The 26,639-nt window shown below is 69.1% G+C and carries 20 protein-coding genes; 7 read left to right on the top strand and 13 right to left on the bottom strand.

The features are described from left to right. The first annotated feature begins 23 nt into the window (after positions 1–23). On the top strand, positions 24–1,667 hold the full coding sequence (pgm, locus tag ACI7YT_RS02815) for a phosphoglucomutase (alpha-D-glucose-1,6-bisphosphate-dependent) (protein WP_406248944.1): 1,644 nt from the start codon (positions 24–26) through the stop codon (positions 1,665–1,667). A 51-nt stretch (positions 1,668–1,718) separates the two neighbouring features. Here pgm and ACI7YT_RS02810 read toward each other — a convergent pair whose 3' ends face one another. The 10 genes from ACI7YT_RS02810 to ACI7YT_RS02765 all read right to left on the bottom strand — a co-directional run bounded on the left by ACI7YT_RS02810 (position 1,719) and on the right by ACI7YT_RS02765 (position 16,552). Continuing rightward, positions 1,719–2,834 (bottom strand): glycerate kinase, encoded by a 1,116-nt coding sequence (locus tag ACI7YT_RS02810; RefSeq protein ID WP_406248943.1) that lies wholly within the window; start codon positions 2,832–2,834, stop codon positions 1,719–1,721. Then, on the bottom strand, positions 2,831–3,826 hold the full coding sequence (locus ACI7YT_RS02805) for a hypothetical protein (protein WP_406248942.1): 996 nt from the start codon (positions 3,824–3,826) through the stop codon (positions 2,831–2,833). The genes ACI7YT_RS02810 and ACI7YT_RS02805 overlap by 4 nt, the downstream gene beginning before the upstream one ends. Further along, a complete protein-coding gene (locus tag ACI7YT_RS02800) occupies positions 3,823–4,854 on the bottom strand; it encodes a LacI family DNA-binding transcriptional regulator (protein ID WP_406248941.1) in 1,032 nt (343 codons plus the stop codon). The genes ACI7YT_RS02805 and ACI7YT_RS02800 overlap by 4 nt, the downstream gene beginning before the upstream one ends. Before the next feature lie 27 nt (positions 4,855–4,881). Next, positions 4,882–5,640, bottom strand: coding sequence for a sugar phosphate isomerase/epimerase family protein (locus ACI7YT_RS02795; protein WP_406248940.1), 759 nt, complete (start codon positions 5,638–5,640; stop codon positions 4,882–4,884). Positions 5,641–5,650: 10 nt separating this feature from the next. Further along, positions 5,651–6,508, bottom strand: a complete 858-nt coding sequence (locus ACI7YT_RS02790; RefSeq protein ID WP_406248939.1) for a sugar phosphate isomerase/epimerase family protein — start codon at positions 6,506–6,508, stop codon at positions 5,651–5,653. 142 nt (positions 6,509–6,650) lie between these two features. Continuing rightward, complete coding sequence (locus ACI7YT_RS02785; protein ID WP_406248938.1) at positions 6,651–7,820, bottom strand: dihydrodipicolinate synthase family protein; 1,170 nt, start codon at positions 7,818–7,820, stop codon at positions 6,651–6,653. Continuing rightward, positions 7,820–8,980, bottom strand: a complete 1,161-nt coding sequence (locus ACI7YT_RS02780; RefSeq protein ID WP_406248937.1) for a Gfo/Idh/MocA family protein — start codon at positions 8,978–8,980, stop codon at positions 7,820–7,822. The genes ACI7YT_RS02785 and ACI7YT_RS02780 overlap by 1 nt, the downstream gene beginning before the upstream one ends. Positions 8,981–9,127: 147 nt before the next feature. Next, entirely contained in the window at positions 9,128–9,712 is a 585-nt protein-coding gene (locus ACI7YT_RS02775) for a hypothetical protein (protein WP_406248936.1), read from the bottom strand. A gap of 13 nt (positions 9,713–9,725) precedes the next feature. Next, on the bottom strand, positions 9,726–10,145 hold the full coding sequence (locus tag ACI7YT_RS02770; RefSeq protein WP_406248935.1) for a DUF4383 domain-containing protein: 420 nt from the start codon (positions 10,143–10,145) through the stop codon (positions 9,726–9,728). Positions 10,146–10,240: 95 nt separating this feature from the next. Next, positions 10,241–16,552, bottom strand: a complete 6,312-nt coding sequence (locus ACI7YT_RS02765; RefSeq protein WP_406248934.1) for a fibronectin type III domain-containing protein — start codon at positions 16,550–16,552, stop codon at positions 10,241–10,243. Positions 16,553–16,749: 197 nt separating this feature from the next. On the opposite strand from ACI7YT_RS02765, the gene ACI7YT_RS02760 reads away from it, so the two are divergent. After that, a complete protein-coding gene (locus tag ACI7YT_RS02760; protein WP_406248933.1) occupies positions 16,750–17,766 on the top strand; it encodes a LacI family DNA-binding transcriptional regulator in 1,017 nt (338 codons plus the stop codon). Positions 17,767–17,846: 80 nt separating this feature from the next. On the opposite strand, the gene ACI7YT_RS02755 is transcribed toward ACI7YT_RS02760, so the two are convergent. Genes ACI7YT_RS02755 through ACI7YT_RS02745 form a run of 3 tightly spaced genes read right to left on the bottom strand, consistent with a single transcriptional unit; the run spans position 17,847 to position 21,302 of the window. Further along, the gene (locus ACI7YT_RS02755; protein ID WP_406248932.1) at positions 17,847–18,797 is read right to left on the bottom strand and encodes a glycoside hydrolase family 43 protein; all 951 of its coding nucleotides are present in this window, start codon (positions 18,795–18,797) and stop codon (positions 17,847–17,849) included. Next, positions 18,790–19,785, bottom strand: coding sequence for a glycoside hydrolase family 43 protein (locus tag ACI7YT_RS02750; RefSeq protein WP_406248931.1), 996 nt, complete (start codon positions 19,783–19,785; stop codon positions 18,790–18,792). Before ACI7YT_RS02750 ends, ACI7YT_RS02755 begins: the two co-directional genes overlap by 8 nt. Then, on the bottom strand, positions 19,782–21,302 hold the full coding sequence (locus tag ACI7YT_RS02745) for an alpha-N-arabinofuranosidase (protein ID WP_406248930.1): 1,521 nt from the start codon (positions 21,300–21,302) through the stop codon (positions 19,782–19,784). Before ACI7YT_RS02745 ends, ACI7YT_RS02750 begins: the two co-directional genes overlap by 4 nt. Positions 21,303–21,408: 106 nt before the next feature. Between ACI7YT_RS02745 and ACI7YT_RS02740 the strand changes: the two genes are divergently transcribed. From ACI7YT_RS02740 to ACI7YT_RS02720, 5 genes are all read left to right on the top strand, one after another. Beyond that, a complete protein-coding gene (locus ACI7YT_RS02740; RefSeq protein ID WP_406248929.1) occupies positions 21,409–22,410 on the top strand; it encodes a LacI family DNA-binding transcriptional regulator in 1,002 nt (333 codons plus the stop codon). Positions 22,411–22,679: 269 nt separating this feature from the next. Then, positions 22,680–23,975 (top strand): ABC transporter substrate-binding protein, encoded by a 1,296-nt coding sequence (locus ACI7YT_RS02735; RefSeq protein ID WP_406248928.1) that lies wholly within the window; start codon positions 22,680–22,682, stop codon positions 23,973–23,975. A gap of 79 nt (positions 23,976–24,054) precedes the next feature. Further along, positions 24,055–25,050, top strand: coding sequence for a carbohydrate ABC transporter permease (locus ACI7YT_RS02730; RefSeq protein WP_406248927.1), 996 nt, complete (start codon positions 24,055–24,057; stop codon positions 25,048–25,050). Next, positions 25,047–25,982, top strand: coding sequence for a carbohydrate ABC transporter permease (locus ACI7YT_RS02725; RefSeq protein ID WP_406248926.1), 936 nt, complete (start codon positions 25,047–25,049; stop codon positions 25,980–25,982). The genes ACI7YT_RS02730 and ACI7YT_RS02725 overlap by 4 nt, the downstream gene beginning before the upstream one ends. A 3-nt stretch (positions 25,983–25,985) precedes the next feature. Beyond that, complete coding sequence (locus ACI7YT_RS02720; RefSeq protein ID WP_406248925.1) at positions 25,986–26,639, top strand: DUF624 domain-containing protein; 654 nt, start codon at positions 25,986–25,988, stop codon at positions 26,637–26,639.

Here is a 26,639-nt window from a genome sequence, read left to right as displayed (position 1 = left end):
CGGTTTGGGGGCAGACTGTTCACATGACGAGCCGTGCCGGCCTCCCCGCGGAGGAAAGTGACCTCATCGATGTCGACGAACTGATCGCCGCGTATTACGACCGCCACCCGGATCCGTCGGAACCGTCGCAGCGGGTCGCCTTCGGCACGAGCGGTCATCGCGGCTCCGCACTGACCGGCAGCTTCAACGAGAACCACATCCTGGCCACCACCCAGGCGATCGTCGACTACCGTGCAGCCCAGGGGATCACCGGCCCCCTGTTCCTCGGCCGCGACACGCACGCCCTGTCGCTGCCCGCCGAGCGCAGCGCCATCGAGGTGCTCGTCGCGAACGGCATCGACCTCCGCGTCGATGCGCGCGACTCGTGGGTGCCGACCCCCGCGCTCAGCCACGCGATCCTCACGCACAACCGGTCACTCGCGGCGGATGCGCCGGGTCGCGCCGACGGCATCGTCGTCACGCCGTCGCACAACCCGCCCCGCGACGGCGGCTTCAAGTACAACCCTCCGCACGGCGGCCCCGCCGACACGGATGCCACCGGCTGGATCGCCGACCGCGCCAACGCCCTGCTCGAAGCGGGCCTGGAAGGCGTGAAGTTCGAGCGCTTCTCCGACATCGACTGGGATGCACTGCCCAACTACGACTTCCGCGACGCTTACGTGCGCGATCTCGCGACGATCATCGACATCGACGCGATCAAGAGCGCCGGCGTCCGCATCGGCGCCGACCCGCTCGGCGGCGCGTCGGTGGACTACTGGGCGCTCATCAAAGAGGTCTACGGCCTCGACCTCACCGTCGTGAACCCCGAGGTCGACCCGACCTGGCGCTTCATGACGCTGGACTGGGACGAGAAGATCCGAATGGATCCGTCCTCCCCCTCCGCCATGGCCTCGTTGGTCGCCCGCAAGGCCGATTTCGACGTTCTCACCGGCAATGACGCGGATGCCGACCGCCACGGCATCGTGACTCCGGATGCCGGGCTCATGAACCCGAACCACTACCTCGCCGTCGCGATCGACTACCTGTTCTCGCACCGGGCGGAGTGGCCCAGGGATGCCGCGATCGGAAAGACCCTCGTGTCGTCGATGATCATCGATCGCGTCGCCGAGTCGCTCGGTCGTCGCCTGCTGGAGGTCCCGGTCGGGTTCAAGTGGTTCGTCCCCGGGTTGCTCGACGGATCCGTCGCGTTCGGTGGCGAGGAGTCGGCCGGTGCGTCGTTCCTCCGCAGGGACGGATCTGTCTGGTCGACGGACAAGGACGGCATCCTGCTCTGCCTGCTCGCGGCCGAGATCATCGCCGTGACGGGTAAGAGCCCGTCCGAGCGCTACCGCGAGCTGGAGGAGGCCTTCGGCGCCTCGGCCTACCAGCGCGTGGACGCCCCGGCGACGCCGGCGCAGAAGGCCGCGCTGGGGAAGCTCGCTCCAGATGCCGTGTCCGCCGGGTCTCTCGCAGGAGAGCCCATCACCGCGAAGCTGTCGCATGCGCCCGGCAACGGCGCGGCGATCGGCGGGCTGAAGGTGCAGACCGAGCACGCCTGGTTCGCCGCGCGCCCGTCGGGGACCGAAGACGTCTACAAGCTGTATGCCGAGAGCCTGCTCGGGGCCGATCACCTCGCCCAGGTGCAGGAAGAGGCGCGCGCCGTCGTCAGCGAGGCGCTCGGGGGCTGACGCCGCGCCCCCGACCCGCGCCCCCGCTCGCTCAACGAGCGAAGATGGCGCTCACAGAACGAAGTGCGCACGAGCGAGCGCGGCGCCCGCCGCACGCAACCACTCGGCGGCATCGGCCTGCGCCGCCTCGCCGGAGCCGGCCAGTCCCGTCAAGCTCGCGGATGCCGCGAAGGCACTCGTGTCGGCATCCGATGTGATGCGCCCGGCGGCGAGCAGAACGGGCACGCCGGCATCCGCTGCGAGGTCCGCGACGAACGACGGGACCTTGCCGTCTCCGGACTGACCGTCGAACGAGCCCTCTCCGGTGATGACGGCGTCCGCATCGGCGATCGCGCCGGCCAGGTCGATCAGCTCCGCGACGGCATCCGCGCCGGGCGTCAGGGTGGCGCCCCACGCGACCAGCGCCGCGCCGGCACCGCCGGCGGCCCCCGTCCCCGGGTGCTCGGGGTCCAGGTGCAGCAATTGCGCGAGGCGCGCCAGCGCGGCATCCACCGTTCGGATGTCGTCGGGATCGGTCAGGCCCTTCTGCGGGCCGAACACGGCAGCGGCACCGCGCTCGCCCACGAGCGGGTTCGTGACATCCGTCAGCACGCGCACGTCCGGCGCGGGCCAGAGACCGACCCGATCGACCGAGATCACGTCGAGCAGCCCGGCGGCGCCCGGCGCGACCTGCTGGCCGTCGCGATCGAGGAACCGTGCGCCGAGCGCGGTGAGGAGTCCGATTCCGCCGTCGGTCGACGCACTGGAGCCGATACCGAGCACGAGGCGCGACACCCCGGCATCCAGAGCGGCGGCGATCGCCTGTCCGAAGCCCGTGGTGTCGGCATCCCACGGCCGCAGCTCGTCGAGAAGTTCGATGCCGGACGTGGACGCGAGGTCGACGACGGCAGTGCCGCTCGGCGTCTCCGGAGTCGGAGGCAACCACAGCCAGGAGCTCGTGATCGGCTCACCGGCCGGGCCGTCGACGACGACCGAATGCCTCTTCGCGCCGTCGACCGCGGCCTCGAACGCCGCGACCGTACCCTCGCCGCCGTCCGCCATCGGGCGCAGCAGGAACTCGGCCCCGTGCTCGACCTCGGCCCACCCCTGCGCGAGGGATGCCGCGGCATCCGCGGCGGAGATCGACCCCTTGAAGCTGTCCGGGGCGATGACGATGCGACGGGTCATTTCTGTTCTCCCCACGTGAGAGTGTCGTTCGCCACGACGGTGGCGCGGTCAGGGTCGAGTTCGGACGCGTTCAGGGCGGCCAGGAATTCCGAGGCGTAGCCCGCCGCACGACTGTCCGCGAGGTACTGCGCCTCGTTCGCGGCCATGTCGTCCAGCGACCAGTCGTTCACAGTCAGCCTGATGGCCACGGCCGTGCGTCCCTCCGTCGTCGTCACGCTGACGCGCACGGCGTACAGGGTGTCGTCCGGATCCGCGATGCCATCGCCTCCGACGTCGTCCTGCGTGATGCGATCGATGATCGGGACGAGGTCGTCGAGTGCGTCGGCCACGGCGGCCGACGGAGTCGCGTCCGATACGACCGCGATTTCGTGCGGCACCGGCTCGCCGCCCGACGGCGCCCAGTGCACGTCCCAGCTCGTCGGGCCGAGCACGGGCTCCAGCGGTGGGCCCTCGATGGCCGCACGGATGCCGGCGACGCCCTCGGCGGTCGTCCCGTGCAGCAGCGGTACCGTGAGGAGCCACTCGCGCTCGGTTTCCTGCGCTTGCGATCGGTAGATGGAGAACCACTGGTCGCGCAGCATCCGATCGGCCAGCAGCGTCCACCCCTCCGTGCTCACGCCGGTCCAATCGTCGGCGTAGAGCGAGGTGGGATGAACCGTCTGCACCTCCGTGATGCGGCAACGCTCACCGGTGTCGGTCGCTCCCACCCGGGAGAGAACGTCCGTCAGCTCGTCGACGGTGACGTCCTCGCGCATCTGCAGACGCAGCTCGCACCGTGGAGAGACATTGATGTTGGGCTCGATGAGGTGCACGGAGACCTCGCCGCGGTCGCCGATCAGGGCCTCGGCCTGCGGCACCGCCGACCATGCGGCGATGCTCATCGGCGCGCACGCGTTCGTCACGAGCACGATCGCACCCACGATGACGGCCGCCGTGGTCGCGCCCAGGACGATCCTGCGGGTGCGCCGTCGATGAGGGGAGGCTCCGCTCACGGAGTGCTCTCGCGCACGACCACCTCGAGGTCGAGCGGCGTCTGCGTCCAGTCCTCATCCACCGTCGCGCGGAACGCCTGGTACCCGACCTCGGTCAGCGGCACGTGCACGGTGGTGAGCGGCGGCGTCACGTCGAGACTCACCGGCACGTCGTCGAACCCGCAGATGGCGATGTCGGAGCCGATCTCGCGCCCGGCATCCCGGATCGCCGCCATCGCGCCGATCGCGACGACGTCGCTCATGCCGAACACCAGCGTTCCTGGCTCGATCCCGTCGGCCAGCGCCGCGGCCATCGCCGTGGCACCCGACTCGCGCGCGAAGCCGGAACGGTACACCCGTGAAGCGTTTCCGCCACCGGCGGTGAATCCGACCTGGAATCCCGCGATGCGGTCGTCGGAGGTGCGGATGCCCTCCGCTGCGGCCAGCACCACGGCGGAGCGGTATCCGCGGGCGGCCATCGCCTCACCCAGCATCCGGGCTCCGGCGACGTTGTCGATCTCGACGATGCGCTCGTCCGCGATGCTGCCGCCGAACGAGACGACGCGGCCGCCGAGCCGCGAGAAGGCCTCGACCTCGTCGTGCATCGCGGTGTCCTCGGCGCCTCGCGATGCCGCCAGGATGAGCCCCTGCGGCCGCTGCCCTCGCAGCGCCCGCACGAGGCGCAGCTCGCGCGCGGAATCGCGCTCGGTCACGGCGATCGTGACGATGAGCCCCTGCTCGTCCGCCCCGCGGGCGACGCCCGAGGCGATGAGACCGAAGTACGGGTCGGCGATGTCGGCGACCAGCAGCGCGATCACCGATGACGTCCCGCGGACCGTCGCCTGCGCGAGGATGTTCGTCGTGTAGCCGAGCTTCGCCGCGGCCTGCTGCACCCGCTCGCGGTTCTCGCCCTTGACGTTGCGGACCGAGCCGTTGAGTGCTCGGGATGCCGTGGCCAGCGAGACGCCGGCCTCGCGCGCGACATCGTGCAGCGTGGGGGTGGCGCCGCGCCCAGGGCGCGAGGCCTGCGGGTCCTGAACTGGGGTCATGATCCAGAGCCTACTGTCGGTGACGACTCAGACGCCGTCACGGTACGCCCTCAGTGCCGCCGCCTCGCGCGCGAGCACGGCGGGGTCGTCATCCGGGACGAATTCCAGCAGGGCGTCCTGCGGTGGCACAGGCGTCGCGGATGCCGCGGCGAAGAACTCCCGCCACAGACCGTCGCGATCGGCCAGCGGAAGTCGCTCCGCGCGCGGCCACCACGAGAACACGTGCACGGCGCTCACCCGATCGGCGACCGCCCGATACTCGGCGACAGCGACGTCGTCGGACGCGCCGACCGTCGGCTGCCAGTACGTGCGCAGCGCCGGGTGGTCGACCTCGTCCAGCACCCGCAGCGTCGCGGTCGGCGCGTTCGCGAGCGTGCCGCCGTGGTATTCCAGCGCCAGTTCGATCCCGCGCTCGGATGCCGCAGCCGCTGCGGAGCGCAGCCGGTCGACCGTGCCGACGTGTTCGGCTTCCGTGGCGTCCGCCGCATCGACGGACCCCGCCCACACCCGGATGCGGCCCGCGCCGAGTTCGGACGCGCTGTCCAGGATCGGGGCGATGTCCTCGCCCTCCCCCGCACGGAAGTACGACCCGTACGAGGCGACGGCGAGTCCGGCATCCGCTGTCAGCGCGGCGACATGACGGGCCGTCACGACGTCGCCGGGCGGCACGTGCACGTCACCACCCCACTCGATCGACTCCAGACGGGCCTGCGAGGCGAGCGACACGATGTGCGCGACGCTCAGCTCCCGAAAGGTCACCGAGCACAGTCCGATGCGGATCGTCATGACACCAGCATCACAGGTGCGGGGCGACCGCGGCGTCGAAGGCGGCGGCCGTACGCCGGACGACCTCGACCGGGTCGGTGGCCCACACGTCCTCGTTGAAGATCTCGACTTCGATGTCGCCGGTGTACCCGGCATCCACCACGGCACGCGTGAGCGAGCCGAAGTCGATCACGCCGTCTCCCATGTAGTGCCGCGAGAGCAGGACATCCGCGGCGAGCGGGGTCTTCCAATCGCACACCTGATACGTCGCGATGCGGCCCTCACGGCCAGCGCGAGCGATCTGGTCGAGCACCTGCGGGTCCCAGAAGATGTGGAACGTGTCCACCGTCGCGCCGACGACAGAGGCGTCGAAGTCCGCCGCGATGTCGAGCGCCTGCCCGAGCGTGGAGACCACGCACCGGTCGGTCGCATACATCGGATGCAGCGGCTCGATCGCGAGGGTCACGCCGGCGGCCGCGGCATCCGGAACGAGCTCGCCGATCGCGTCGCGCACCCGCTCACGGGCGCCGACGATGTCCCGCGACCCCTCCGGCAGTCCGCCGGCGACGAGCACCAGGATCGAAGTCGACCCCTCGGCCCCGGCTGCGGCGAGTGTCGCGGTCTCCTCGATCGCGCGGCGGTTGTCGTCCAGCGCCTGCGCGCGGGCGGGACCGTCCGGCAACGTGAAGAACCCGCCGCGGCAGTGCGTCGTGAAACGCAGCCCCGAATCGGTGAGCATCTCGGCGGCTGTGGCGAGACCGACCTCGTTCACCGGCTCGCGCCACAGGCCGATCGCCTCGACGCCGCCCTCGACCGTCGCGCTGAGCGCTTCGGCCAGGTTGGCGTACTTGATCGTGGCCTGGTTGATAGACAGCTTCGGATGGCTCATGCGTGCGGTCCGTTCGTTCGATTCAGGCGTTCGGCTCGGGTCACCTGTCGGGAGAATTCCCGGATGTCGGGACCGCCGACGCCCTTTCGCCTGCCATCCGGGAATCGTCCCGACATCTGTACCGGATGAGCATCCGACCGGCTCACAGCTCGACTCCGTTCAGGCGCAGCATCCCGTGCCAGCGCTCGCGTGCGAGCTCTGGCTGCTCCAGGGCGAGCGAGGCGTTCGCCAGCTCGACGATGCGCGCCAGGTGCGGAAGGCTCCGCGCCGAGTGCAGCCCGCCGACCATCTGGAACGCCGGTTGGTGCCCGTTGAGCCAGGCGAGGAACGCGACGCCCGTCTTGTAGTAGAACGTCGGCGCGGCGAAGACCTGGCGGCTGAGCTCCTCCGTGGGTCCGAGGATGCGCTCGTACGCGGCGGTGTCTCCGGCGTCCAGAGCCTGGATCGCCGCCGACGCGACCGGAGTGATCGCGGCGAAGGCTCCCAGCAGGGCGTCGGAGTACGGACGCGCGCCGACGCCCGAGTCCCCGATGAGACCCACGTAGTTGAAGTCGTCGCCGGTGAACATGCGCACGCCCTCGGGCAAGCGCGAGCGCACCGAGATCTCCGATTCGGCGTTCAGCAGGCTCATCTTGACGCCCGCGACCTTGCCCGGGTTCTCGGCGATGATGTCCAGCAGCACCGACGATGCCGTCTGCCAGTCGTCAGCCCCGAAATAGCCCGCGAGCTCCGGGTCGAACGCCGTGCCGAGCCAGTGCAGCACCACGGGAACCGTCGCCGACTGCAGCACCGCGCGGTACACCCGGCGGTAGTCGTCGGCCGACGACGCGACCCGCGCGAGATGACGCGACGCCATCAGCACGGGCCCCGCGCCCTGCTCCTCCGTGAAGTGCAACTGCTCCTTGTAGGCGTCGATCACCTGATCGAGCGAGATGTGCGACTCGGCCACGTGGTCGGTGTTGACGCCGACCACGACGGAGCCGCCCTCTTCACGGGCGACCTGGGCGCTGCGCGAGATGAGTTCGCGGGTGGCCGCGGCATCCAGCCCCATGTTGCGCTGGGCCGTGTCCATGGCGTCCGCGACGCCGAGGCCCCATGAGTACACGTTGCGTCGGAACGCGAGCGTCGAATCCCAGTCGATGTCGGCCGGCTGGCCGGGGGTGTTGTCCCCCCAGACCACCGGCACGACGTGCGCGGCCGCGTACGCGACGCGGCTGCGCAACGGCGACGTCGGGCGCGTGTAGGCGCCGGAGTCGTTCAGCTGGGCATCCGAGAACTCCCCGGATGCCGAAAGCAGGCGAAGCGTCGACATCAGAGCGACAGGGGCTCGATGGCGATCTTGCGACCCTCGGCGCTGGACGCGAGGCCCGCCTCGGCGAACTGCACGCCGCGGGCGCCGGCGAGGAGGTCGTACTCGTACTCGGTGCCGAGCACGTAGGACTCGAGGTACTCCTCCCACTGCTGACGGAAGCCGTTGAGGAACACGTCGTTCGTCGGAACGTTCTGCCAGTCGGCGTCGTAGTCGTGGCCGTCTTCCAGGTCGGGGTTCCAGACCGGCTTCGGCGTCGCGTTGCGCGGCTGGATCTTCGCACCGAACAGCCCGACCACGGCCGAGCCGTGCGTGCCGTCGACCTGGAACTCCACCAGCTCGTCGCGGTTCACCCGGACCGTCCACGAGGAGTTGATCTCGGCGATGATGCCGCCCTCGAGCTCGAAGATGCCGTAGGCGGCGTCCTCGGCGGTGGCGGTGTAGTGCTCGCCCTTCTCGTCCCAGCGGTCGGCGATGTGGACGGCCGACTGCGCGTAGACGCTCTTGACGTCGCCGAACAGGTTCTCGAGCACGTAGTTCCAGTGCGGGAACATGTCGGTGATGATGCCGCCGCCGTCCTCGGTGCGGTAGTTCCAGCTGGGGCGCTGCGCCGGCTGCCAGTCGCCCTCGAAGACCCAGTAGCCGAACTCGCCGCGCACCGAGAGGATGCGACCGAAGAAGCCCGAGTCGATGAGGCGCTTCAGCTTCTGAAGGCCCGGGAGATAGAGCTTGTCGTGCACGACACCGGTCTTGACACCCGCCGTCTTGGCCAGGCGGGCGAGCTCGAGCGCCTCTTCGAGCGACTCGGCGGTGGGCTTCTCGGTGTAGATGGCCTTGCCGGCGGCGATCGCCTTGCGGATCGCGGTCGCGCGCGCCTTCGTGACGAGGAAGTCGGCGTAGATCTCCCACTTCGGATCGGCGAGAGCGGCGTCGAGATCGGTCGTGTAATCCTCGATGCCGTGCTTGGCCGCGAGCTCGGCGAGCTTCTGCTCGCTGCGGCCGACCAGGATCGGCTTCACGGTGACGCGCGTGCCGTCGGACAGCTCGATTCCGCCCTGGTCGCGGAGCGCGAGGATCGAACGCACCAGGTGCTGCCGGTAGCCCATGCGTCCGGAGACGCCGTTCATGATGATCCCGATCTCGCGGGTCGTCGCCTGTGACATTGCTTTCCGTTCGTGAGGTCGGCATCCGATTCCGGATGCTGGGGTAAACGCTTTCCGTTAGTGTGCCACGGCACCGGCCCCAACGCAAGCACAACGCAGCCCCACCGCCCGCGTGTGCGGATGCGGCGGGGCTGCGCGGCCGTCGACTCAGTGGTGGTGGCCGATGTCGGGGACGACCACGTCTCCTCCGGCAGGGGCGAGGTACCCCGCCTCTACGGCCGACAGCGCCGGCGTCACCACGGCCGCAGCGAGAACGGCGCCGATGATGATCTCCGCCAGGCGTGCACGCCCGGCGCCGCCGGACCGGTGCGGCCGCGATCGCCGCGCGCGCAGTTCGAGCGCGCAGCCGATGCCGGCCACGAGGAGCATCGCGACCGCCGGCGCGACCGCGAGGATGCCCATCCGCACCGGGTCGAGCGCGAACGCCGTCACCACGATGCCGGCGCTCGCCATGGCCCCGGCGACGCCGATCCGCGGGACGACGGTGCGTCCGAGGATCAGCGTCGCAACTCCCCATCCGATCGCCGCCGCTCCCGCTGCGGCGAGAGCGATCCCCATCGCGCGGATCGCCGGTCCGCCCTCCCCGGCGGCCAGCGCACCCGCACCGAGCGCGAGCAGGATGAGGCCACCGCTCCATGCCGCGATCGACGGCCATGCCGCCGCTGCCGATCGCTCTGCCTGCGGCCGGCGCACAGCGGGCACCGGCGAAGCGGTCATCGTCGAGCTGTTCATGTCACGCCGCTCGTCAGGCCGTGCGACCGAGCGTCACCCGGTCGACGGCGCGATCCGCCGCGATCCCGATGCCCAGCAGCACGATCGCGCTCGCGAGGTGCAGGAAGTGGTCGAACGTGTTCAGCGCCAGGATGTTCAGCGCCGTGCCGACGAGGAAGAACCCGACGATGCCGAGCAGCAGGTAGGCCGCGCCCACGACGATGTTCACGGTCTTGGCTGCACGGACCGACACCAGGCCGGCGATCAGCAGCGCTGCACCGATCAGCAGGTGCGCGACGTTGTGCAGCGGGTTGACCATGAAGATGCCCAGGAGCATCCCGCCCTCGGTGGCGAGAAAGCCCACGCCTCCCGTGACGGCGAAGCCGAGCAGTCCGACGAGGATGTACACCGCGCCGAACACCGTGGCGACGAGGCGGTTCGGGGAAGAGCTCATGATTGACCTCCTTGTTCCTGTGCGGCCCGGTGCCGCATCTACAGGAGTGTTCGGAGACGTCCGTCGATCGGATTGCCCGCCCGCCCGCCGGGCGCCTACCGGACCGTCACGGTGATCTCCCTGGAGTTCGTCGCCCCGGCGGCGTTGGAGAACTCGGCGACGTAGACGTACTTCCCCGGGGCCCGCCCTGTCACGGTCGTGGCCGCCTGCTGCGCGTTCGGGGATGCGGCGGCGAGCGCCTGCTCGTCGATCGGCACGCCGTTCTCGAACAGCGTGTACGTCGTCGCGTTGGTGCCCCACCAGAGGTTCGCGGTGACCGTGTAATCGCCGTTGCGGTCCCAGTTGTCGTGCGAGAGCACGGGTACGGCGGGGGCGGCGTCCTTCACCTTCACCGTGACCGACGTCGTGGCCGTCGTGCCTGCGGCGTTGATCAGTTCGCCGGTGTAGACGTACGTGCCGTTCTCCTTGCCCGCGACGTCGAAGGTCGCCACCTGAGCATCCGGAGAGTTCACGTCGAGCAGCTTCGTCGACACCGGTTCGCCGTTCTCGTACAGCCGGAACACAGCACCGTTGACGCCGCTCCAGAGATTCATCGACACGGTGTATTCGCCGCCGTGCAGCCCGTCCCCGTGGCCGGAATCGCTCGACAGCACACCGCGCGCCGGGGCCTTCGTCGCCCCTTCGTCATCGAACACGAGCAGTTGCACCGAAGCCGTCGTGACGAGGCCGTCGTGGTTGACCGCGTTCACGCTGAGCGTGTGCGGGCCGACCAGGTCCGCCAGCGCGATCTCCTCGCCGGGTGCGACAGGGCGTCCGTCGAACGCGATGTCGAGGGTGCGGACGCCGGACTCGGCATCCGAGGCCGTGACGCCGACCGTGAACGTCGACGTGCTGGCGAGAAGCGAGCCGTCCTCCGGCAGACCGTCGATCACCGGAGCCGTCGCGTCGGACGCCCCCGTGGGGTCTCCTGTCACACGGAGCTGAGGGGCCGCCGGCTGCTCCATCCCCTCGCCGAGGAAGAAGCTCGTCTGCGTCGGCTGGTTGTAGCCGGTGTTCTGCCACGCGACCGAGAGTCGGTAGACCGGGTCGTGCATGAGGGTCCGCAGGCGCAGGTCGGTCTCATCCGTGGTCGAGTAGATCCGCAACTCGCTCGAGTCCGCCGATCGCCAGGCGATCTCCTCACGCCAGTCCCCGAAGAGATCGGCCTGGATGTTGGGGTTGCCCTTCGTGCCGTTGTTGGAGCGCGCCCCCTCATCGGCGAGGATCACCTCGGACTCCCCCGTCTCCCAGTTCCACTTCGACACCGTCGGGTACCCGCGGTACGCCTCCTGATCGAAGCTGTGGTCGACGATCTCGCGCAGCGGGTCGCCGTCGAACCAGGCCAGGAAGTTCGCCGCCGGGATCTGCTCCCCGATCAGCTCGCCGCCGGCGGACATCAGCTGCCCGACCGGCGAGTTCCACGAGGCATCCCCGCCGATGGCCCAGCCTTCGGCGCCTTCGAAGCGCGGGTCGATGTCGCCGGATGCCGCGCGCCCGGTGTCCTTGGTCGCCGGAATCGACCAGAGCACATCGCCGGTGCGGGCATCGCGCATCGTGGCGCCCTGGTTCTGCGCCGCGTGCATCTCCTCATGGGCTGCGAAGACTTCGAGGCCCGGGTTCGACGGCACCAGGTCCGACACATGGATCGCGTCGCCGTGCCCGCGACCGGTCGAGTACAGCAGCGACCCGTCGTCGTCGATCGTCGCCGACCCGAAGACGATCTCGTCCTTCGCGTCGCCGTCGACGTCCGCCACCGACAGGTTGTGATTGCCCTGCCCGTACAGCGCCTCGCTGCCCGCGTCGTTCGAGTCGATGACCCAACGCTGCGTCAGATTCGTCCCGTCGAAGTCGTACGCGGCCATCACCGCACGTGTGTAGTACCCGCGGCTGAAGATCGCGCTGGGGTGCTCGCCGTCCAGGTACGCGGTGCCGGCGAGGAACCGGTCGACGCGGTTGCCGTAGGTGTCACCCCAGGCTCCGACGTCGCCGCGCGGCGGCGTGTAGTCGACCGTGTCGATCGCCGCCCCCGTGGCGCCGTCGAACACCGTGAGGTACTCGGGGCCCGTCAGCACGTACCCCGAGCTGTTGCGGTGGTCGGCTCCGGCGGTGCCGATGGGCTGGCCCACGCCGTCGATCGTGCCGTCGCCGGTCTTCATGACGACCTCGGCGCGGCCGTTGCCGTCGTAGTCGAACACCTGGAACTGCGTGTAGTGCGCCCCGGCGCGGATGTTCACGCCCAGATCGATGCGCCACAGGCGCGTTCCGTCCAGTTCGTACGCGTCGAGGTAGACGTTGCCGGTGTACCCGCCCTGCGAGTTGTCCTTGGCGTTGGACGGATCCCATTTCACGATCAGCTCGTACTGTCCGTCGCCGTCCACGTCGCCGACGCTGGTGTCGTTGGCGTTGTACGTGTACGGCTGCCCGTCCTTCGTGTAGGCGTCGGCCGGCTTGTCCAGCGGTACAGAGCGGAACGCGCCGTCCTGCACGCCGAACTCGTCGGTCTCGGTGGTCTCGACCCCGGCGAGCACCTTCGTCACGAAGTAGACGGATGCAGCGGTGCCTGCCTCATCGACATAGTTCGTCGAGTCGGCGATGGGCTCGGACGTGATGCGCTTCCCGTCGCGGTAGACGTGGAACGCCACGTCGTCCGGGTCGGTGCCGAGCATCCGCCAGGACACCAGGGTTCCGGCATCCGTGGCGACCGCGGCGGGCGCCCGGTCCAGGTACTCGGCCTGGCGCTGGAGCACCGTGACGGCCTCGGTCGTGAGCTGCTCGGAGGCGGCACCCGCGCCGCCGGCGTTCACGGCGACGGTCGTGTAGAAGTACGGGATCGTCGTGAGCACGTCGGTGTCGGTGTACCGGTTGGTGTCGGCGAGGCCGATCAGCTCGCCCTGTTCACCCTCGACCTCTGAGCGGAAGACGAGGTAATAGAGCGCGCCCAGCGGCTGAGCCCACGAGAACTCGACCGAGTTCTTCGCGATCGCCTCGACGGTCAGATCGGCCGGGGCGCCGGGCGCCTCGGCATCCGGATCGACGAGGGACGCCACGACGGTCGGCGATGGCACCGACTCGAGGCCGGTCTGGTCGACCGCGGTGACGTAGTACTCGTAATCGAGTCCGACGCGTGCCGTGGTGTCGACGTACGCGGGCTCGTCGGTCGTGCCGATACCCACCGGCTTCGCGTCGAACGGCGAGGACCGGTAGACCTTCCAGGTGACACCGTCCTCGGCATCCCAGGCCAGCGAGATCGCCGGCGACGTCGGGTCGGCGATGACATCGGCGACCTCGAGTCCGGTCGGTCCGAGCAGGATCGGGGTGATCTCCAGGCCGTTCAGTCGGGTACCCGCCGCCGCACCGTACGCTTCGACGTTCAGTTGGCCGTCCGTCACGAGGAACGGGCCGCGCAGGGTCGCGTTCACGCTGCCGCGCCCGGCGTTGCCGCTGCCCGCATCCCGACCCTCGATCCGGAAGCTGGTTCGAGTCGAGCCGATCCAGTCTCCGGAGTACGTCTTCACCGAGTAGGTGCCGTTGGGGACGTCGAGCGCGAAGGTCGCGCTGTCGCCGGGCAGGATGAAGTCGCGCACCAGGTCGCTCGAGCCCTCGGCCGCGCCGCGGTCGCGGCCGGCGGTCGCGCCCGGAGCCGTGACGAAGCCGTAGCCGCGCTCCTCGGTGTACGCGAGATCGGGTGTGATCTCGGTGTACCCGGCCATCAGCGGATTGCCGGCGAGCTGGAAGTCGTACTTGTACAGCGCCTGTTTGGTCGTGAAGGTCACCTCGGCGCTCGGCTCGGACTCGCCGCGACCGTTCACGGCGACGACACGGTAGCGGTAGGCGGTGCCCTCGGCGAGCCCCTGCACGATCGACGACGTCTGCGTCACCATGCCCACGAGAGCCCACGTGCCCTCGGGATCGGCGACCGCCTGGCGGTGGATCTTGTAGATGTCGGCGGTCGCCGAAGCATCCCATTGCAGCGTCGCTCCGCCGTTGCTGATGGCTCCGGCGACGACGTTCTGCGGAGCGGCGGGCACGGCGGCCGGCGGCTCGATGTCGGCGACCTTCGCGGCGAGCGGATCGTCGAGCTGAGCGACGTCCTGCGCGATCAGGCGCGCCATCTGGATCGCGCCGTACTCCTGGAAGTGTGTGTCGTCGACTGTGCCGGCCGGCCGGTTCGGGAACACGCCGGGGTCGACGTGCAGGAAGACGGCCTTGGCGGCATCCGGTCCGATCTCGTTCAGGTACGCCCTGCTGGATGCCGAGAGATCGACGAGCAGCACGTTCTCCTCCTGGGCGAGCTCGGTCATCTTCGCGACGTACTCGGGGAAGCTCACGTTGAATTCGCCGGTCTCGGCGTTGAACGAACGTCGGGAGACCGGTGTCACGAGGATCGGCGTCGCGCCGCGCTGGCGCGCGCCCTCGACGTAGACGCGGAGGTACTCCTTGTAATCCGCCGGGCTCGCATAGCGGTCGTCGACGCCCTGAGTGGCGTCGTTGTGCCCGAACTGGACCATCAGGTAATCACCGGGACGGATGCCGCGGAGCACCTCGTCCAGCCGGCCCTGCGTGATGAAGTTCTTGGACGAACGGCCGCCGATCGCATGGTTGGCGAACGCGATGTCGTCGGCGAAGAAACGGTCGATCATCTGCCCCCAGCCGGCCTGCGGCGCGTACGCGATGGGGTCATAGGTCTGCACGGTCGAGTCGCCGGTGATGTACGCGGTGCCGATGGCGCCGGCGACGCGAGCGGGCAGACGGGTGATGGTGAGGGCGTTGAGCGCCGCGGCATCCCCTCCGATCTGCAGGGTCAGCCGGCCGTCGACGAGGGCGATCGGGAAGGCCATCTCCAGGAAGGCACCTGCGGCCTGCGGATTGGCCTGCACCTTGGCGATGCTCTCGGCCGTGATCGTCGTCGTCGACGCGGCATCGGCGTCGCCGGCGACGACCTGCACCGAGTAGTCACCAGCGCCGAGGTCGATCTCGAAGGTCGCGCCCGTCGCCGCGACGAGATCGCTGCGGATCGGGTCGTCTCCACCGCGGTCGACATCCGGCGCCTCGGCGGTCGGTGCGGTCGAGAATCCGTAGCCCCACTCGGCGTCGTAAGCGGTCGCGGAGGTGACTCCGAGCGCGCCGTCGGCGACCTGGCCGTTGCCGAAGTCGAACGTGACGACGTCGCCCGTGGGCAGCGGCGCCGGGGCCGCGTACACCGACGAGACGACGGCTTCGGATACCGGTGACGACCCGACCGCGTTGCGCGCGGTCACTCGGTACGACCACGGCTTCGTGGTGTCGACGGTGTCGGTGTGACCGGGGGTCTCGAGTACGGCGAGCTCGGACCACGTGCCGTCGACGCCGGCGCGCTCGAGGACGTACGCGTCGCCGTTCGGAACGGCCGACCAGGTCAGGACGACCGATTCCCCGGTCACCTGAGCGACCGCGAGGTCGGCCGGGGTCTCGGGGGCGACGAGCTCGGGGATGACGCCGGAGCGCAGCTCGGTGGACGGAGCCGAGACGCGATCGTAGGCGCTGACGGCAACGATCGCGTAAGCGTACTCGGCGCCCTGTCGGATCGTCTCGTCGCGGTAGGCGGTCTCGACCGTCTCGCCGACCTGCGTGAACTCGCCGGTCGTGTCGCCGTCGACGTCGGCGCGCAGCACGCGGTAAGACTCTGTACCCTCGGAGGCTGTCCACGTGAGATCGACGCCGTTCCAGGCCACCTTGGCGGCAGCGAGGTCGGCGGGGGCATCGGGGGTGACCGGTGCGACGACGAGGCCGTTGACGTAGGCGCCGAGTCCGGACCCGGCGAAGCCGACCGTCAACTGGCCGTCGGTGACGGTGGCGATGTAGGTCGCGGTGGCATTCGTGCCGCGGTCGGAGAGGAACCGGGTCTGGACGACGTCCTCGAGCGTCACGGTCGCGTTGGTTCCGGATGCCGAGCTGAGCCCATCGCCGATCGTGACGGTGACCTCGTAGTCGCCCTCGGGGACGCCATCCAGGGCGAAGCCCCAGTTCGTGCCGGCGACGAAGTCGTCCTCCATGGCACCCGCCGGAGAACCGTCGGTGCTGCGGTCGCGGTCGAACAGGGACGCGTCGGCGGGGAGCGTGATCCCCCATCCTGCCTCGGTCGTGTAGAGCGAGGTCGTCAGCACCTGCTGGTACCCCTCGGCGACGGAGCTCGTCGCCGTGCCGAAGTCGAAGCGCCAGGAGCCATCGTCTGCCGGTGCGAGCACGGCCGTCGCGGGGGGCGCCGTGATGAGGGAGGCCACCACGATGGTCGCGGCGATCGCCGCACCGGCGCGGAGCCGGTGCCGAGCTGGGGCTGAGTCGGCGGGTTGCGCGGCACGATGAGCGGCGCGGACAGGCTCGTTGGGCACAGTACTCTCCTGTTGACAGCGGTGGCAAAGGAAGGGGCGGAAAGCGCATTCCGACGGTTCGTCCGGAAGTCTTGCACGCCGCGGACCGCGGGGGCAAGGAAAGTGCGAAACGTTTTTTGACCGAACGTGTCCGTTTCGCCTCCGCACCGAGGAAAGCGCATACCATTGCCAGAAGGGCACGCGTCTGAAGGAGGACGATGTTGAAGCGGGTGGGCATCCGGGATGTCGCCGAGCTCGCCGGGGTCTCGATCAGCACCGTTTCGAACGCGCTGAACCGGCCAGGGCGCGTGAGCGACGAGCTCGTCGAGCGGGTCCGCGAGGCCAGCGAACAGCTGGGCTACGTGCCGTTGCAGGCGGCGCAGCAGCTCCGGGTCGGACGCAGCGGACTGCTCGGCATGACCGTCATCAACATCGCGAACCCGTTCTTCGCCGATCTGGTCGCCGGTGCGGAGGACGCCGCGGCCGAGGCCGGTCTGCGCATCCTGGTCGGCAATGCCAGCGACGATACGGCCAAAGAGCTCGACCACCTCGAACTTTTCGAGCGCGTGCAGGTCGAAGGCGCACTCGTGAGTCCGTTCGGTCCCGTGGATGCCTGGCAGGAGCGACTGCGCAAACGCGGTGTGCCCGTCGTGCTCGTCGACGCGGTCGACGATGCGGGGACGATGCCGTCGGTGTCGCTCGACGACGTCGCCGGCGGTCGACTCGCGGCCGAGCATCTGATCGCGACAGGGCGGCGTCGCCTCGCTTTCGTCGGCGCGCGCGAGGAGGTGCGCCAGGTCCGAGAACGGCTCGAAGGCGCGCGTCTCGCGGTCGCCGCTCATCCGGGGACGGCGCTCGAGCCGATCTGGACGAGCACGGCCACCACTCAGCGCGGCCTCGCGTTCGGTGACGAGATCGCCGACCGTCGCCCGGCGGACCGCCCGGACGGCATCGTCACGTCGAACGACCACCTCGCAATGGGCCTGCTGCACGGGCTCATCGCCCGCGGCGTCCGCGTGCCGGAGGATGTCGCGGTCGTCGGATACGACGACATCGAGTTCGCGGCGATCGCAGAAGTGCCGCTGACCTCGGTGCGCCAGCCGGCGCGCGAAATGGGACGCACCGCGGCCGAGATCCTCATCGCCCGCATCAACGGGGCGGATGCCCCCGACCTCACGAACGTCGTCTACCAGCCCGAGCTCGTCATCCGCGCCTCGACCGCCCTCGCTCGTTGAGCGAGGGAAGCGAGACGAAACGCGGTGCACGCCGAACAGCGATCACCCCGTTTCGACTCGGGCGGCGCCGCCGGCCTCGCTCAACGCACGAATGGGCCGAACGCGGCAGCCAGCCGATCCCACTCGCCGGAGCGCAGCGGGACGACCACACCGTGCTTCGTGTTCGCAGGCAGCGTGAACTCCTCCCGCGGAACGGGGCGCCAGTCTCCCGATTCCGGGTCCGTGGTCCGCAGCGCGATGTAGCCCTGCGGCCAGTCCGAGTACTGATCGACCCAGAGGTACCAGCATCCGGCCTTCGCGTCGAAGAAGATCAGCGGCGCCTCGACGTGCTCGTACAGGTCGCCGGCGATGCGCGAGGCGACCATCTCGAAGTCCGATGCGGCGGGCGACGATCCCACCTCGTGGAACAGCAAGCGCTCGTCCGTCGACTTCAGGAACCGATGCGTGCGGCCGTCATGCACGACCATCGTGAGGTCGATCACGCCGTGTCCCGGACCGAAGTCCGCCAGCACGAACGGCTCGCCGAACGACCGGAAGTCCCGCGTCCGCGCCGCCATGATGCGGGGATACGAGTCGCCGGCATGCTCGGCATCCGACTCGTCGTACAGCGTGCTCGACCAGTACACGAGGTACTCGCCGGTGGCCGCGTCGTACATCGCCTCGGGAGCCCACGCCATCCCGGCCGTCGGTGGCGCGACCTCGACCAGCCAGGGCTCCGACCAGGTCACAAGATCCGTCGAACGCCAGACGACGAGTGACCGGCTGCCGTGGCGGGTCCAGCCGTCCCAGTCGTGCTCGGCACCGGTCCAGACCCGCAGGTCGGTGGCGATGATGAACGCCTCGTCCTCGCTGCGCACGAGATACGGGTCGCGCACGCCTGTCGTACCGAGCACGGACTCCAGAACGGCCTCGCCGCCGTTCGCCCGCGACCAGGTCAGCGGGTCGTCGCGGTCGCTGAGCGAGAAGTAGATCTTCTCGCTGTGCCCCTCGTGATCCTCGACGAAGTGGACGAGCAGGTAGCCGTCAGACATGCGCCGGCTCCTCCGTCGCGAACGCGGCGAGAAGACGGTCGCGATCCGCCGCCGTGACCGGAACGACCGTGCCGTGGCGCGGGCTCCGCGGCAGCGACGCCGGCACGGATTCGAGGACCCCAGCATCCAGATCCGTGATGCGGAACGCGAGATAGCCGGCCCCGCCGTGGTAGCTGGGCTGATCGATGAAGAGGTACCAGCATCCGTCGCGCTCCGAGCGGAAGGCCGTCGGCCCCTCACCCTCGGTGAACGCACCGCCCCAGGGATTGGGCTGCCCGTGTCCGATCCTTTCGGCGATGCGCTCCCATTCCACCGCGTGCAGATCGCGGCTGCGATCGAGCACGGGAAGCATGGTCGCCTCGTCCTTGGTGAACCGGTAATACGTGTTGCCGGCACGGACGACCGTCGCGTCGATGAAACCGCGCCCAGGACCTCGAGGCTCGTCGATCCACACCTCCGGCTCGCTGACGGTCACGAAATCGCTGGTCGTCGTGGAGAACATCCGCTGGTACGAGTCCTCGATCCGCCGGTCGACGGGTGCGACCTCCGGCGGATACAGCGCGGATGCCCAGAAGAGGAAGAACTCCTCGCGCTCGACATCCCACACCGCTTCGGGAGCCCACGCGTTGCCCGCCTCCGGCGGCGCGACCGTGAGCCGACGCTGCTCGGACCACGTGACGAGATCCGCCGATTCCCACACCATGATGTCGCGCGATCCGGTCTGCTGGGCCGCCGCGAAGCCGTCGGGCCGGCCCTGGATGCGCAGATCCGTCGCGATCAGGAACCAGCGGTCCTCGTGCGGATGACGGACAAGGTGCGGATCCCGAAGGCCCCGCTCCCCCAGCGTCGAACGCAGCAGCGGCTGCCCGTCGCCGAGCTCGATCCAGTCGGCCAGCGGGTCGTCCCCGGCGGTCACGGCGAAGCGGATCGCCTCATCGTCCGCGCCGGTCTCGCCGGTAAAGTAGACGAAGAGATACGCGTCCGTCATGCAAGCTCCAGCGACACGGTCAGGTACGAGTGCGCAGGCAGGTCGACCTCGAGCCCTCGCTCGTGGCGACGGATGCCGTCGTGGGATGCCGGGGCCACGGCATCCGGGTTCTCCGGGGTGTTGTGGTCGGCCGTCGACGCAGCCGTCAGCACCTGCGCGCTGAACCCGGTGATCTCGGCACCGCGCAGGTCGAGCACGACCGTGCGCGCCTGGCCGGCGTCGAGGTTCGACAAGGACACGAGAGCGGCGCCGTCCTTGGTGGAGGCCGAGGCGGACAGCAGCGGCAGCTCACGGCCGTCCTCGGTGCGCGTCTCGCCGTCGACGACGTGCGCGGCGAGCGCCCGCGCGTCGTGATGCGGCGTGTTCATCGCGAACACGTGGAACGTCGGGGTCTTCACGAGAGCCCCGGTGTCAGGGTCTGTGAGCAGCATCGCCTGCAGCACGTTCACGGTCTGCGCGATGTTGGCCATCACGAGGCGATCGGCGTGACGGTGGAACGCGTCGAAGTGCACGCTCGCGACCAGCGCGTCGCGCAGGGTGTTCTGCTGGTACAGGAATCCGGGGTTGGTCCCCGGCTCGACATCCCACCAGGTCCCCCACTCATCGAGCACGAGACCGACGCGCTTGCGCGGGTCGTGGCGGTCCATGACCGTGCTGTGCCGGGCGAGCAGCTCCTCGATGCGGTAGGCGCGCGACAGTGTGAGGTACCACTCGTCCTCGTCGAACCGGGTCGCCGAGCCCTTGGCCTCCCACGAGCCGCTCATCGTGTAGTAATGCAGCGACAGCGCCTGGTACGGAGACGACCCCTGGCCGTCGCAGCCGAGGCATCCGAGGCCCTTCATGAGTTCGTCGGTCCAGGCGTAGTCGTCCGAGTTCGCACCGGCCGCGATGCGGTACACCGTGTTGTCGCCGTGGTTGCGGACGTAGGTCGCGTACTGGCGGGCGAGGTCGGCGTACGCCTCGGCGCGCATGTTGCCGCCACAGCCCCACGCCTCGTTGCCGATGCCGAAGAAGGGCACCTTCCACGGCTCGTCCCGGCCGTTCTCGCGGCGCAGCGACGCCATCGGCGAGTCGTCGGCGCGCGTGAGGTACTCGATCCACTCACTCATCTCACGGACCGTGCCGGAGCCGACATTGCCGTTCACGTACGCGTCGGCGCCGAGCATCTCGCACAGCTGCATGAACTCGTGCGTGCCGAAGGAGTTGTCCTCGACGACGTCGCCCCAGTGCGAGTTGACCATCCGGGGGCGCTCGTTGCGCGGGCCGATGCCGTCGCGCCAGTGATAGTCGTCGGCGAAGCATCCACCCGGCCAGCGCAGGTTCGGGATCTTCAGCTCGCGCAGCGCCTCGACGACATCGAGGCGGATTCCGCCCTCGTTCGGGATGTCCGAGTCCTCGCCGACGTAGAAGCCGCCGTAGATGCACCGGCCGAGGTGCTCGGCGAAGTGGCCGTAGAGGTGGCGACTGATCGTCGCGCCGGGAAGGTCGACGTCGATGACGACACGGGTGCTGGGCATGATGTCTCTCCGAGGAGTGGGTTCGGTAGCGGGATCGTCGGTGGTCCCGTCGGGAATTGTAGCGATACAATTCGTGTGCGGGCAAGAGGCGCGAAAGGATGGGCGGATGACGACGATCCAGGATGTGGCGAAGGCCGCAGGCGTCTCCCCCATGACCGTCTCGAACGTCCTCAATGCCCATCCGCACGTGCGCGAGTCGACCAGGCAGAAGGTCCTGGCTGCCGTCGAGGAGCTCGATTACCGGGTCAACGCCGCCGCTCGGAACCTCCGCACCGGGCGCACCGGCACGATCGGCCTGGCCGTCCCGAACATCGGCGACCACTACTTCGCGCGCCTGGCCGCACTCGTCGCCACGATCGCCGGCGAAGAGGGCTACCGCGTCGAGATCGAGCACACGGATGCCGTGCGCGAACGCGAGCTCGAGGCCATGACGCTCTCCCAGAACCGGATGCACGACGGACTGCTGCTCTCGACCGTCGGGCTCGGCCCCGAGGACAAGGGCCTGCTGCGCGTCGATTACCCGGTCGTGCTGCTCGGAGAGGGGATCTTCGACGGCCCGCTCGATCACATCGCCATGCCGAACGTGGAGGGCTCGTACGCCGCGACCGCGCACCTGATCGCGCAGGGGTCGCGCGACGTCGCGATCTTCGACGTGCGCTTCGCCCTGTCCGACTCGGTGCGCGACCTTCGACTCGAGGGTTATCAGCAGGCGCTTCGGGATGCCGGGATCGCACCCGATCCGCGGCTCTTCTTCGACGTCACGGATTTCACCATGGCGGAGGGTTATCGTGCCGCGCAGCACGTGGTGGCTTCCGGCATCCAGGTCGACGGTGTGTTCTGCCCGACGGACGGCGTGGCCATCGGTGCGCTGCGGGGCTTCGCGGATGCCGGCATCCGCGTCCCGGAGGATGTGCGGGTGATCGGTTTCGACGACCTGCCCGAGAGCGAGTTCGTGACGCCGCGGTTGAGCTCGGTCTCCCCCGCGCACGAGGTCACCGCCCGCACAGCCGTGACCTTCCTGCTGGAGCGGATCCGCGGGGCTGCACCGGACGACGCCCGCGAGTTCGTGACGCCGTTCGAGCTGCGCGCCCGAGCCTCGACGGCCTGACCGCGCGGATCGGACGATTCACGGCCCCTGTGACGTTCCACGAATCGATCGGCCGGATTCGTCCGTGATTCGTCATCGCGTCCGTGATCCGTCACGGCCGATCCCGTTCTACAACGTTGGATAGCGTTATACGATCGAGGCTTGCGAAACGTTTTTATCTGAGCTACGTTTTCGGTAAGCGCTTTCCCGCACCAAGGGGCGCATGCAAGACCCACCCGCGACGCCGAGGTTCCGTGGTCCGAACAGAGGCGTTCACAGAGAGGACAAAGATGTTCAACAAGAAGCGTGTGCTCGCGGTCGGCGCGTTCGCCGCCACCGCGGCCATCGTCCTGGCCGGCTGCTCGAGCAGCAGCGAGCCCGAGGCCGGAGCGACCTACGACCCTGACGAGAAGGTCACCCTCGACCTGGCGTTCTGGGGCAACGACGTGCGGGCCGAGCTGTACAACGAGGCGATCGCCGCGTTCAACGAGGAATACCCGAACATCAAGGTCAACTCCTCGTTCCTCGACTTCCCCGCGTTCTGGGAGAAGCGTCAGACCGAGGCCGCGGGCAAGAACCTGCCCGACGTCATGCAGTTCGACTACTCCTACCTGCGCCAGTACTCGCAGAACGGCCTGCTGCTCGACCTCGACCCGTACCTGGGCAGCATCATCGAAACCGACCCGCTGCCGCAGAACATCCTCGACATCGGCGTGGTCAACGACACCACCTACGGCATCGCGACCTCGACCAACGCGTGGGGTCTGTTCACCAACCCGGTGCTGCTGGAGACCGCGGGCGTCGAGAACTTCGCCGGCGGCTCGTGGGAGGACTACACCGACTGGATGAGCGAGGTCACCGACGCCTCGGGCGGCGCGTTCTGGGGCGGCGGCGACTACACCGGCCGCATCCAGAACTTCGAACTCCAGCTCCGCGCCGAAGGCGAGGACCTCTTCAGCGAGGACGGCGAAGCGGGCTTCGACGAGGACCGTCTCGCCGAGTTCTGGGAGTCCGGTCAGTCGATCCGCGACGGCATCGGCATTCCGCAGCAGCGCGTCGAGGAGGTCCTCCCGAAGGGCGGCTTCGACAGTGCGCTCACAGCCAGCGAACTGACGTGGGACAACTTCGGTTCCGGCTACCTGGCGGGCCTCGGCGAGGGCTACACCGAGCTGAACCTCATCGCTCCCCCGGTGACGGAGGAGGGCGCAAAGGATCTGTACCTGAAGCCGTCGATGCTGCACACGATCGCCGCGAACACCGAGCACCCCGAGGCTGCAGCGACCCTGGTGAACTTCCTCGTGAACTCGCCGCAGTCCGGTGAGATCTTCGGCACCAACCGAGGCCTGCCGGCATCCGAGACCGCACTCGAGGCCGCCGAGCTCGACCCGATCAGCCAGCAGGTGAAGGACTACGAGGAGTCGATCGCCGACCGCCTCGGCGACGCGCCGCCGGTGCCGATCGTCGGCTACGGCACGCTCGAGGAGAAGTTCCGCCAGCTCGGCACCGAGCTGAACTTCGGCACGATCACGGTGGACGAGGCTGTCACGCAGTTCTTCGCCGAGATGGACGTCGTCCTCACCCAGTGATGCCCGTTCCGGGGCGGGCGAACGCCCGCCCCGGAACCCCCCATCGCCCCCTGCACTCGTTCCCGCATCGGAGTATCCCGTGAGCACCACAGCCACCCGCGTCATCGTGACCGGCGAGAAGTCGTCGAACCGGTCTCTGTTCCGCCGCAGCCGACCAGAACACGGCGATCGCCCGGGCCTGCGCCGACGGGCGATGCGCGAGACGGTCGCGGGGTACGGGTTCCTGATCCCGTGGCTGGTCGGGTTCTTCGGCCTCACGCTGATCCCGATGGCGTACTCGCTGTACCTGTCGTTCACGAGCTACAACATCTTCTCGCCGCCGAAGTGGATCGGCTTCGACAACTACGTGCGGATGTTCACCACCGATCCGGCGTTCATGCAGTCCGCGCAGATCACGCTGATCTACGTGCTCGTGGGCACTCCGATCACCCTGGCCGCCGCCCTCACGGTGGCAATGCTGCTGAACTACCGCGACAAGGGGGCCGGGTTCTTCCGCTCCGCGTTCTACGCCCCGTCCCTGATCGGCGGGTCGGTGTCGGTGGCGATCGTGTGGCGGGCGATGTTCGCCAACGACGGCCCCGTCGACAACTCGCTGTCGTTCTTCGGCATCGATCTGGGCGGCTGGATCGGAAACCCGAACCTCGTGCTCCCGGCGATGATCCTCCTGGCTGTCTGGCAGTTCGGGTCCACCATGGTGATCTTCCTCGCGGGCCTCAAGCAGATCCCGAAGGAGCTGTACGAAGCGGCCGAGATGGACGGCGCCGGCGCCTGGCACCGGTTCCGCGCCGTGACGATGCCGATGCTGTCGCCGGTGATCTTCTTCAACCTGCTGCTCGGCCTGATCGGCGCGTTCCAGGTGTTCGCGTCGGCGTACATCATCTCCAACGGCTCGGGCGGACCCGCCGGCATGACGAACTTCATCACCCTGTACCTGTACAAGCGCGGATTCTCCGACGGCCAGATGGGCTACGCCGCCGCGATCGCCTGGGTGCTGCTGATCGTCGTCGCGATCATCGCCTTCATCCTCTTCCGCACCCAGCGATCCTGGGTCCACTACGCCGGAGACAACCGATGAGCATTTCGAACACGACCCCGACATCGCCCTCCGCGACGACCCCGGTCTTCGCGCAGCAGCAGACGACGCCCAAGGCTCCGGCCCGGCGACCCATCAAGCGCAGGACCTGGCAGACGGTCATCTGGTTCGTCGTGCTGATCGTGGTGACCGCGATCGTGCTGTACCCGCTGGTGTGGCTGCTGTTCGCCACCTTCAAGCCGAACAGCGAGTTCGGCTCCAACATGGGCCTGCTCCCCAACGCCCCCACGATCGACAACTACGCCAAGGTCATGGAGGGCATCGCCGGAGTACCGATGTGGCGGTTCTTCCTGAACTCGTTCATCCTCGCCGCCGGCGCCGTCATCGGCACCGTGCTCTCCAGCGCCCTCGCCGCCTATGCCTTCGCCCGCATCCAGTTCAAGGGCCTCGGGATCCTGTTCGCCGCGATGATCGGCACCCTGCTGCTGCCGTTCCACGTCGTGATCATCCCGCAGTACATCATCTTCAACGAGCTCGACCTCGTCGACACGTTCTGGCCCCTGCTGCTGCCGAAGTTCCTCGCCACCGAAGCGTTCTTCGTGTTCCTGCTCGTCCAGTTCATGCGCCAGATGCCCCGCGACATGGACGAAGCGGCCCGCATCGACGGCGCCGGCCACATCCGCATCTTCTGGGCGATCATCCTCCCTCTCATCAAGCCCGCGCTCATCACCTGCGCGATCTTCGCCTTCATCTGGGCATGGAACGACTTCCTCGGTCCCCTGCTCTACCTCACCAGCCCCGAGAACTACCCGCTCCCCATCGCGCTGCGCCTCTACAACGACCAGACCTCCTCCAGCGACTACGGCGCCACCGTCACGGCATCCTTCGTCGCCCTCATCCCGGTCCTGGCGTTCTTCCTCGTGTTCCAGCGCTTCCTCGTCGACGGCGTCGCCACCCAAGGTCTGAAGGGCTGACCCGTGGACCGCAGACAGCTCCGCGCCGCGCGACGCGCCGAGGCCTCGGGCGCAGGCCCCACCCTCGGCGACCACGCACCGGCCCGCCACCCCGGCGCGAAAGGCGTCTTCGCCCTGTTCGGCGAGGTGCTCTGGACCGGCCTGCTCGTCACCATCGCCGCGCTGCCGATCATCACCCTGCCCGCAGCGCTGGCCGCCGGCATCCGGCACCTGCGCCGCTACATCGCCGCCGAACAATCCCACGCGCGCACCTTCTGGCAGGACTGGCGCCTCGCCCTCCTGCCCGGCGGTCTCATCGCAGGCGTCATCACCGCCGCCGCAGCGATCGTGCTCGCCCTCGACGTCATCGTCGCCCAGTCTGGTGCACTCCCCGGCGGGCCGGCCGTCGCCCTCATCGGATGGGCCGGACTCGTCGCCCTCGGCACCGCGCTGCTGCTCACAGCCAGCGCATGGACTCCCGAGACCGGGTGGCGCACCGCCATCCGCGGCATCCCCCGCACCGCCGGCGCAGACCCGGCCGGCACCGCCTATCTCGCCGTCGCCGCCATCCTCGTCGGCGTCCTCACCTGGATGCTCGCCCCGCTCATCCTCGCCGGCCTCGGCTGCGCAGCCTTCGCCGCCGTCGCCGTCCCCGCCCGCCAGCGCCGCCGCGCCTGA

This window comes from Microbacterium sp. M (assembly GCF_045181065.1).
Classification (GTDB): domain Bacteria; phylum Actinomycetota; class Actinomycetes; order Actinomycetales; family Microbacteriaceae; genus Microbacterium.
Note: the sequence above shows the minus strand (reverse complement) of the source record. Positions and strands in the feature narration are given on the sequence as shown.

Bases quoted from the DNA above. Each gene is read 5' to 3' on its own strand.
- ACI7YT_RS02775 (WP_406248936.1), bottom strand. From the start codon at position 9,712: ATGAACAGCTCGACGATGACCGCTTCGCCGGTGCCCGCTGTGCGCCGG.
- ACI7YT_RS02745 (WP_406248930.1), bottom strand. From the start codon at position 21,302: ATGCCCAGCACCCGTGTCGTCATCGACGTCGACCTTCCCGGCGCGACG.
- ACI7YT_RS02770 (WP_406248935.1), bottom strand. From the start codon at position 10,145: ATGAGCTCTTCCCCGAACCGCCTCGTCGCCACGGTGTTCGGCGCGGTG.
- ACI7YT_RS02755 (WP_406248932.1), bottom strand. From the start codon at position 18,797: ATGTCTGACGGCTACCTGCTCGTCCACTTCGTCGAGGATCACGAGGGG.
- ACI7YT_RS02725 (WP_406248926.1), top strand. From the start codon at position 25,047: ATGAGCATTTCGAACACGACCCCGACATCGCCCTCCGCGACGACCCCG.
- ACI7YT_RS02735 (WP_406248928.1), top strand. From the start codon at position 22,680: ATGTTCAACAAGAAGCGTGTGCTCGCGGTCGGCGCGTTCGCCGCCACC.
- pgm (WP_406248944.1), top strand. From the start codon at position 24: ATGACGAGCCGTGCCGGCCTCCCCGCGGAGGAAAGTGACCTCATCGAT.
- ACI7YT_RS02780 (WP_406248937.1), bottom strand. From the start codon at position 8,980: ATGTCACAGGCGACGACCCGCGAGATCGGGATCATCATGAACGGCGTC.
- ACI7YT_RS02810 (WP_406248943.1), bottom strand. From the start codon at position 2,834: ATGACCCGTCGCATCGTCATCGCCCCGGACAGCTTCAAGGGGTCGATC.
- ACI7YT_RS02785 (WP_406248938.1), bottom strand. From the start codon at position 7,820: ATGTCGACGCTTCGCCTGCTTTCGGCATCCGGGGAGTTCTCGGATGCC.
- ACI7YT_RS02760 (WP_406248933.1), top strand. From the start codon at position 16,750: ATGTTGAAGCGGGTGGGCATCCGGGATGTCGCCGAGCTCGCCGGGGTC.
- ACI7YT_RS02800 (WP_406248941.1), bottom strand. From the start codon at position 4,854: ATGACCCCAGTTCAGGACCCGCAGGCCTCGCGCCCTGGGCGCGGCGCC.
- ACI7YT_RS02790 (WP_406248939.1), bottom strand. From the start codon at position 6,508: ATGAGCCATCCGAAGCTGTCTATCAACCAGGCCACGATCAAGTACGCC.
- ACI7YT_RS02740 (WP_406248929.1), top strand. From the start codon at position 21,409: ATGACGACGATCCAGGATGTGGCGAAGGCCGCAGGCGTCTCCCCCATG.
- ACI7YT_RS02795 (WP_406248940.1), bottom strand. From the start codon at position 5,640: ATGACGATCCGCATCGGACTGTGCTCGGTGACCTTTCGGGAGCTGAGC.
- ACI7YT_RS02750 (WP_406248931.1), bottom strand. From the start codon at position 19,785: ATGACGGACGCGTATCTCTTCGTCTACTTTACCGGCGAGACCGGCGCG.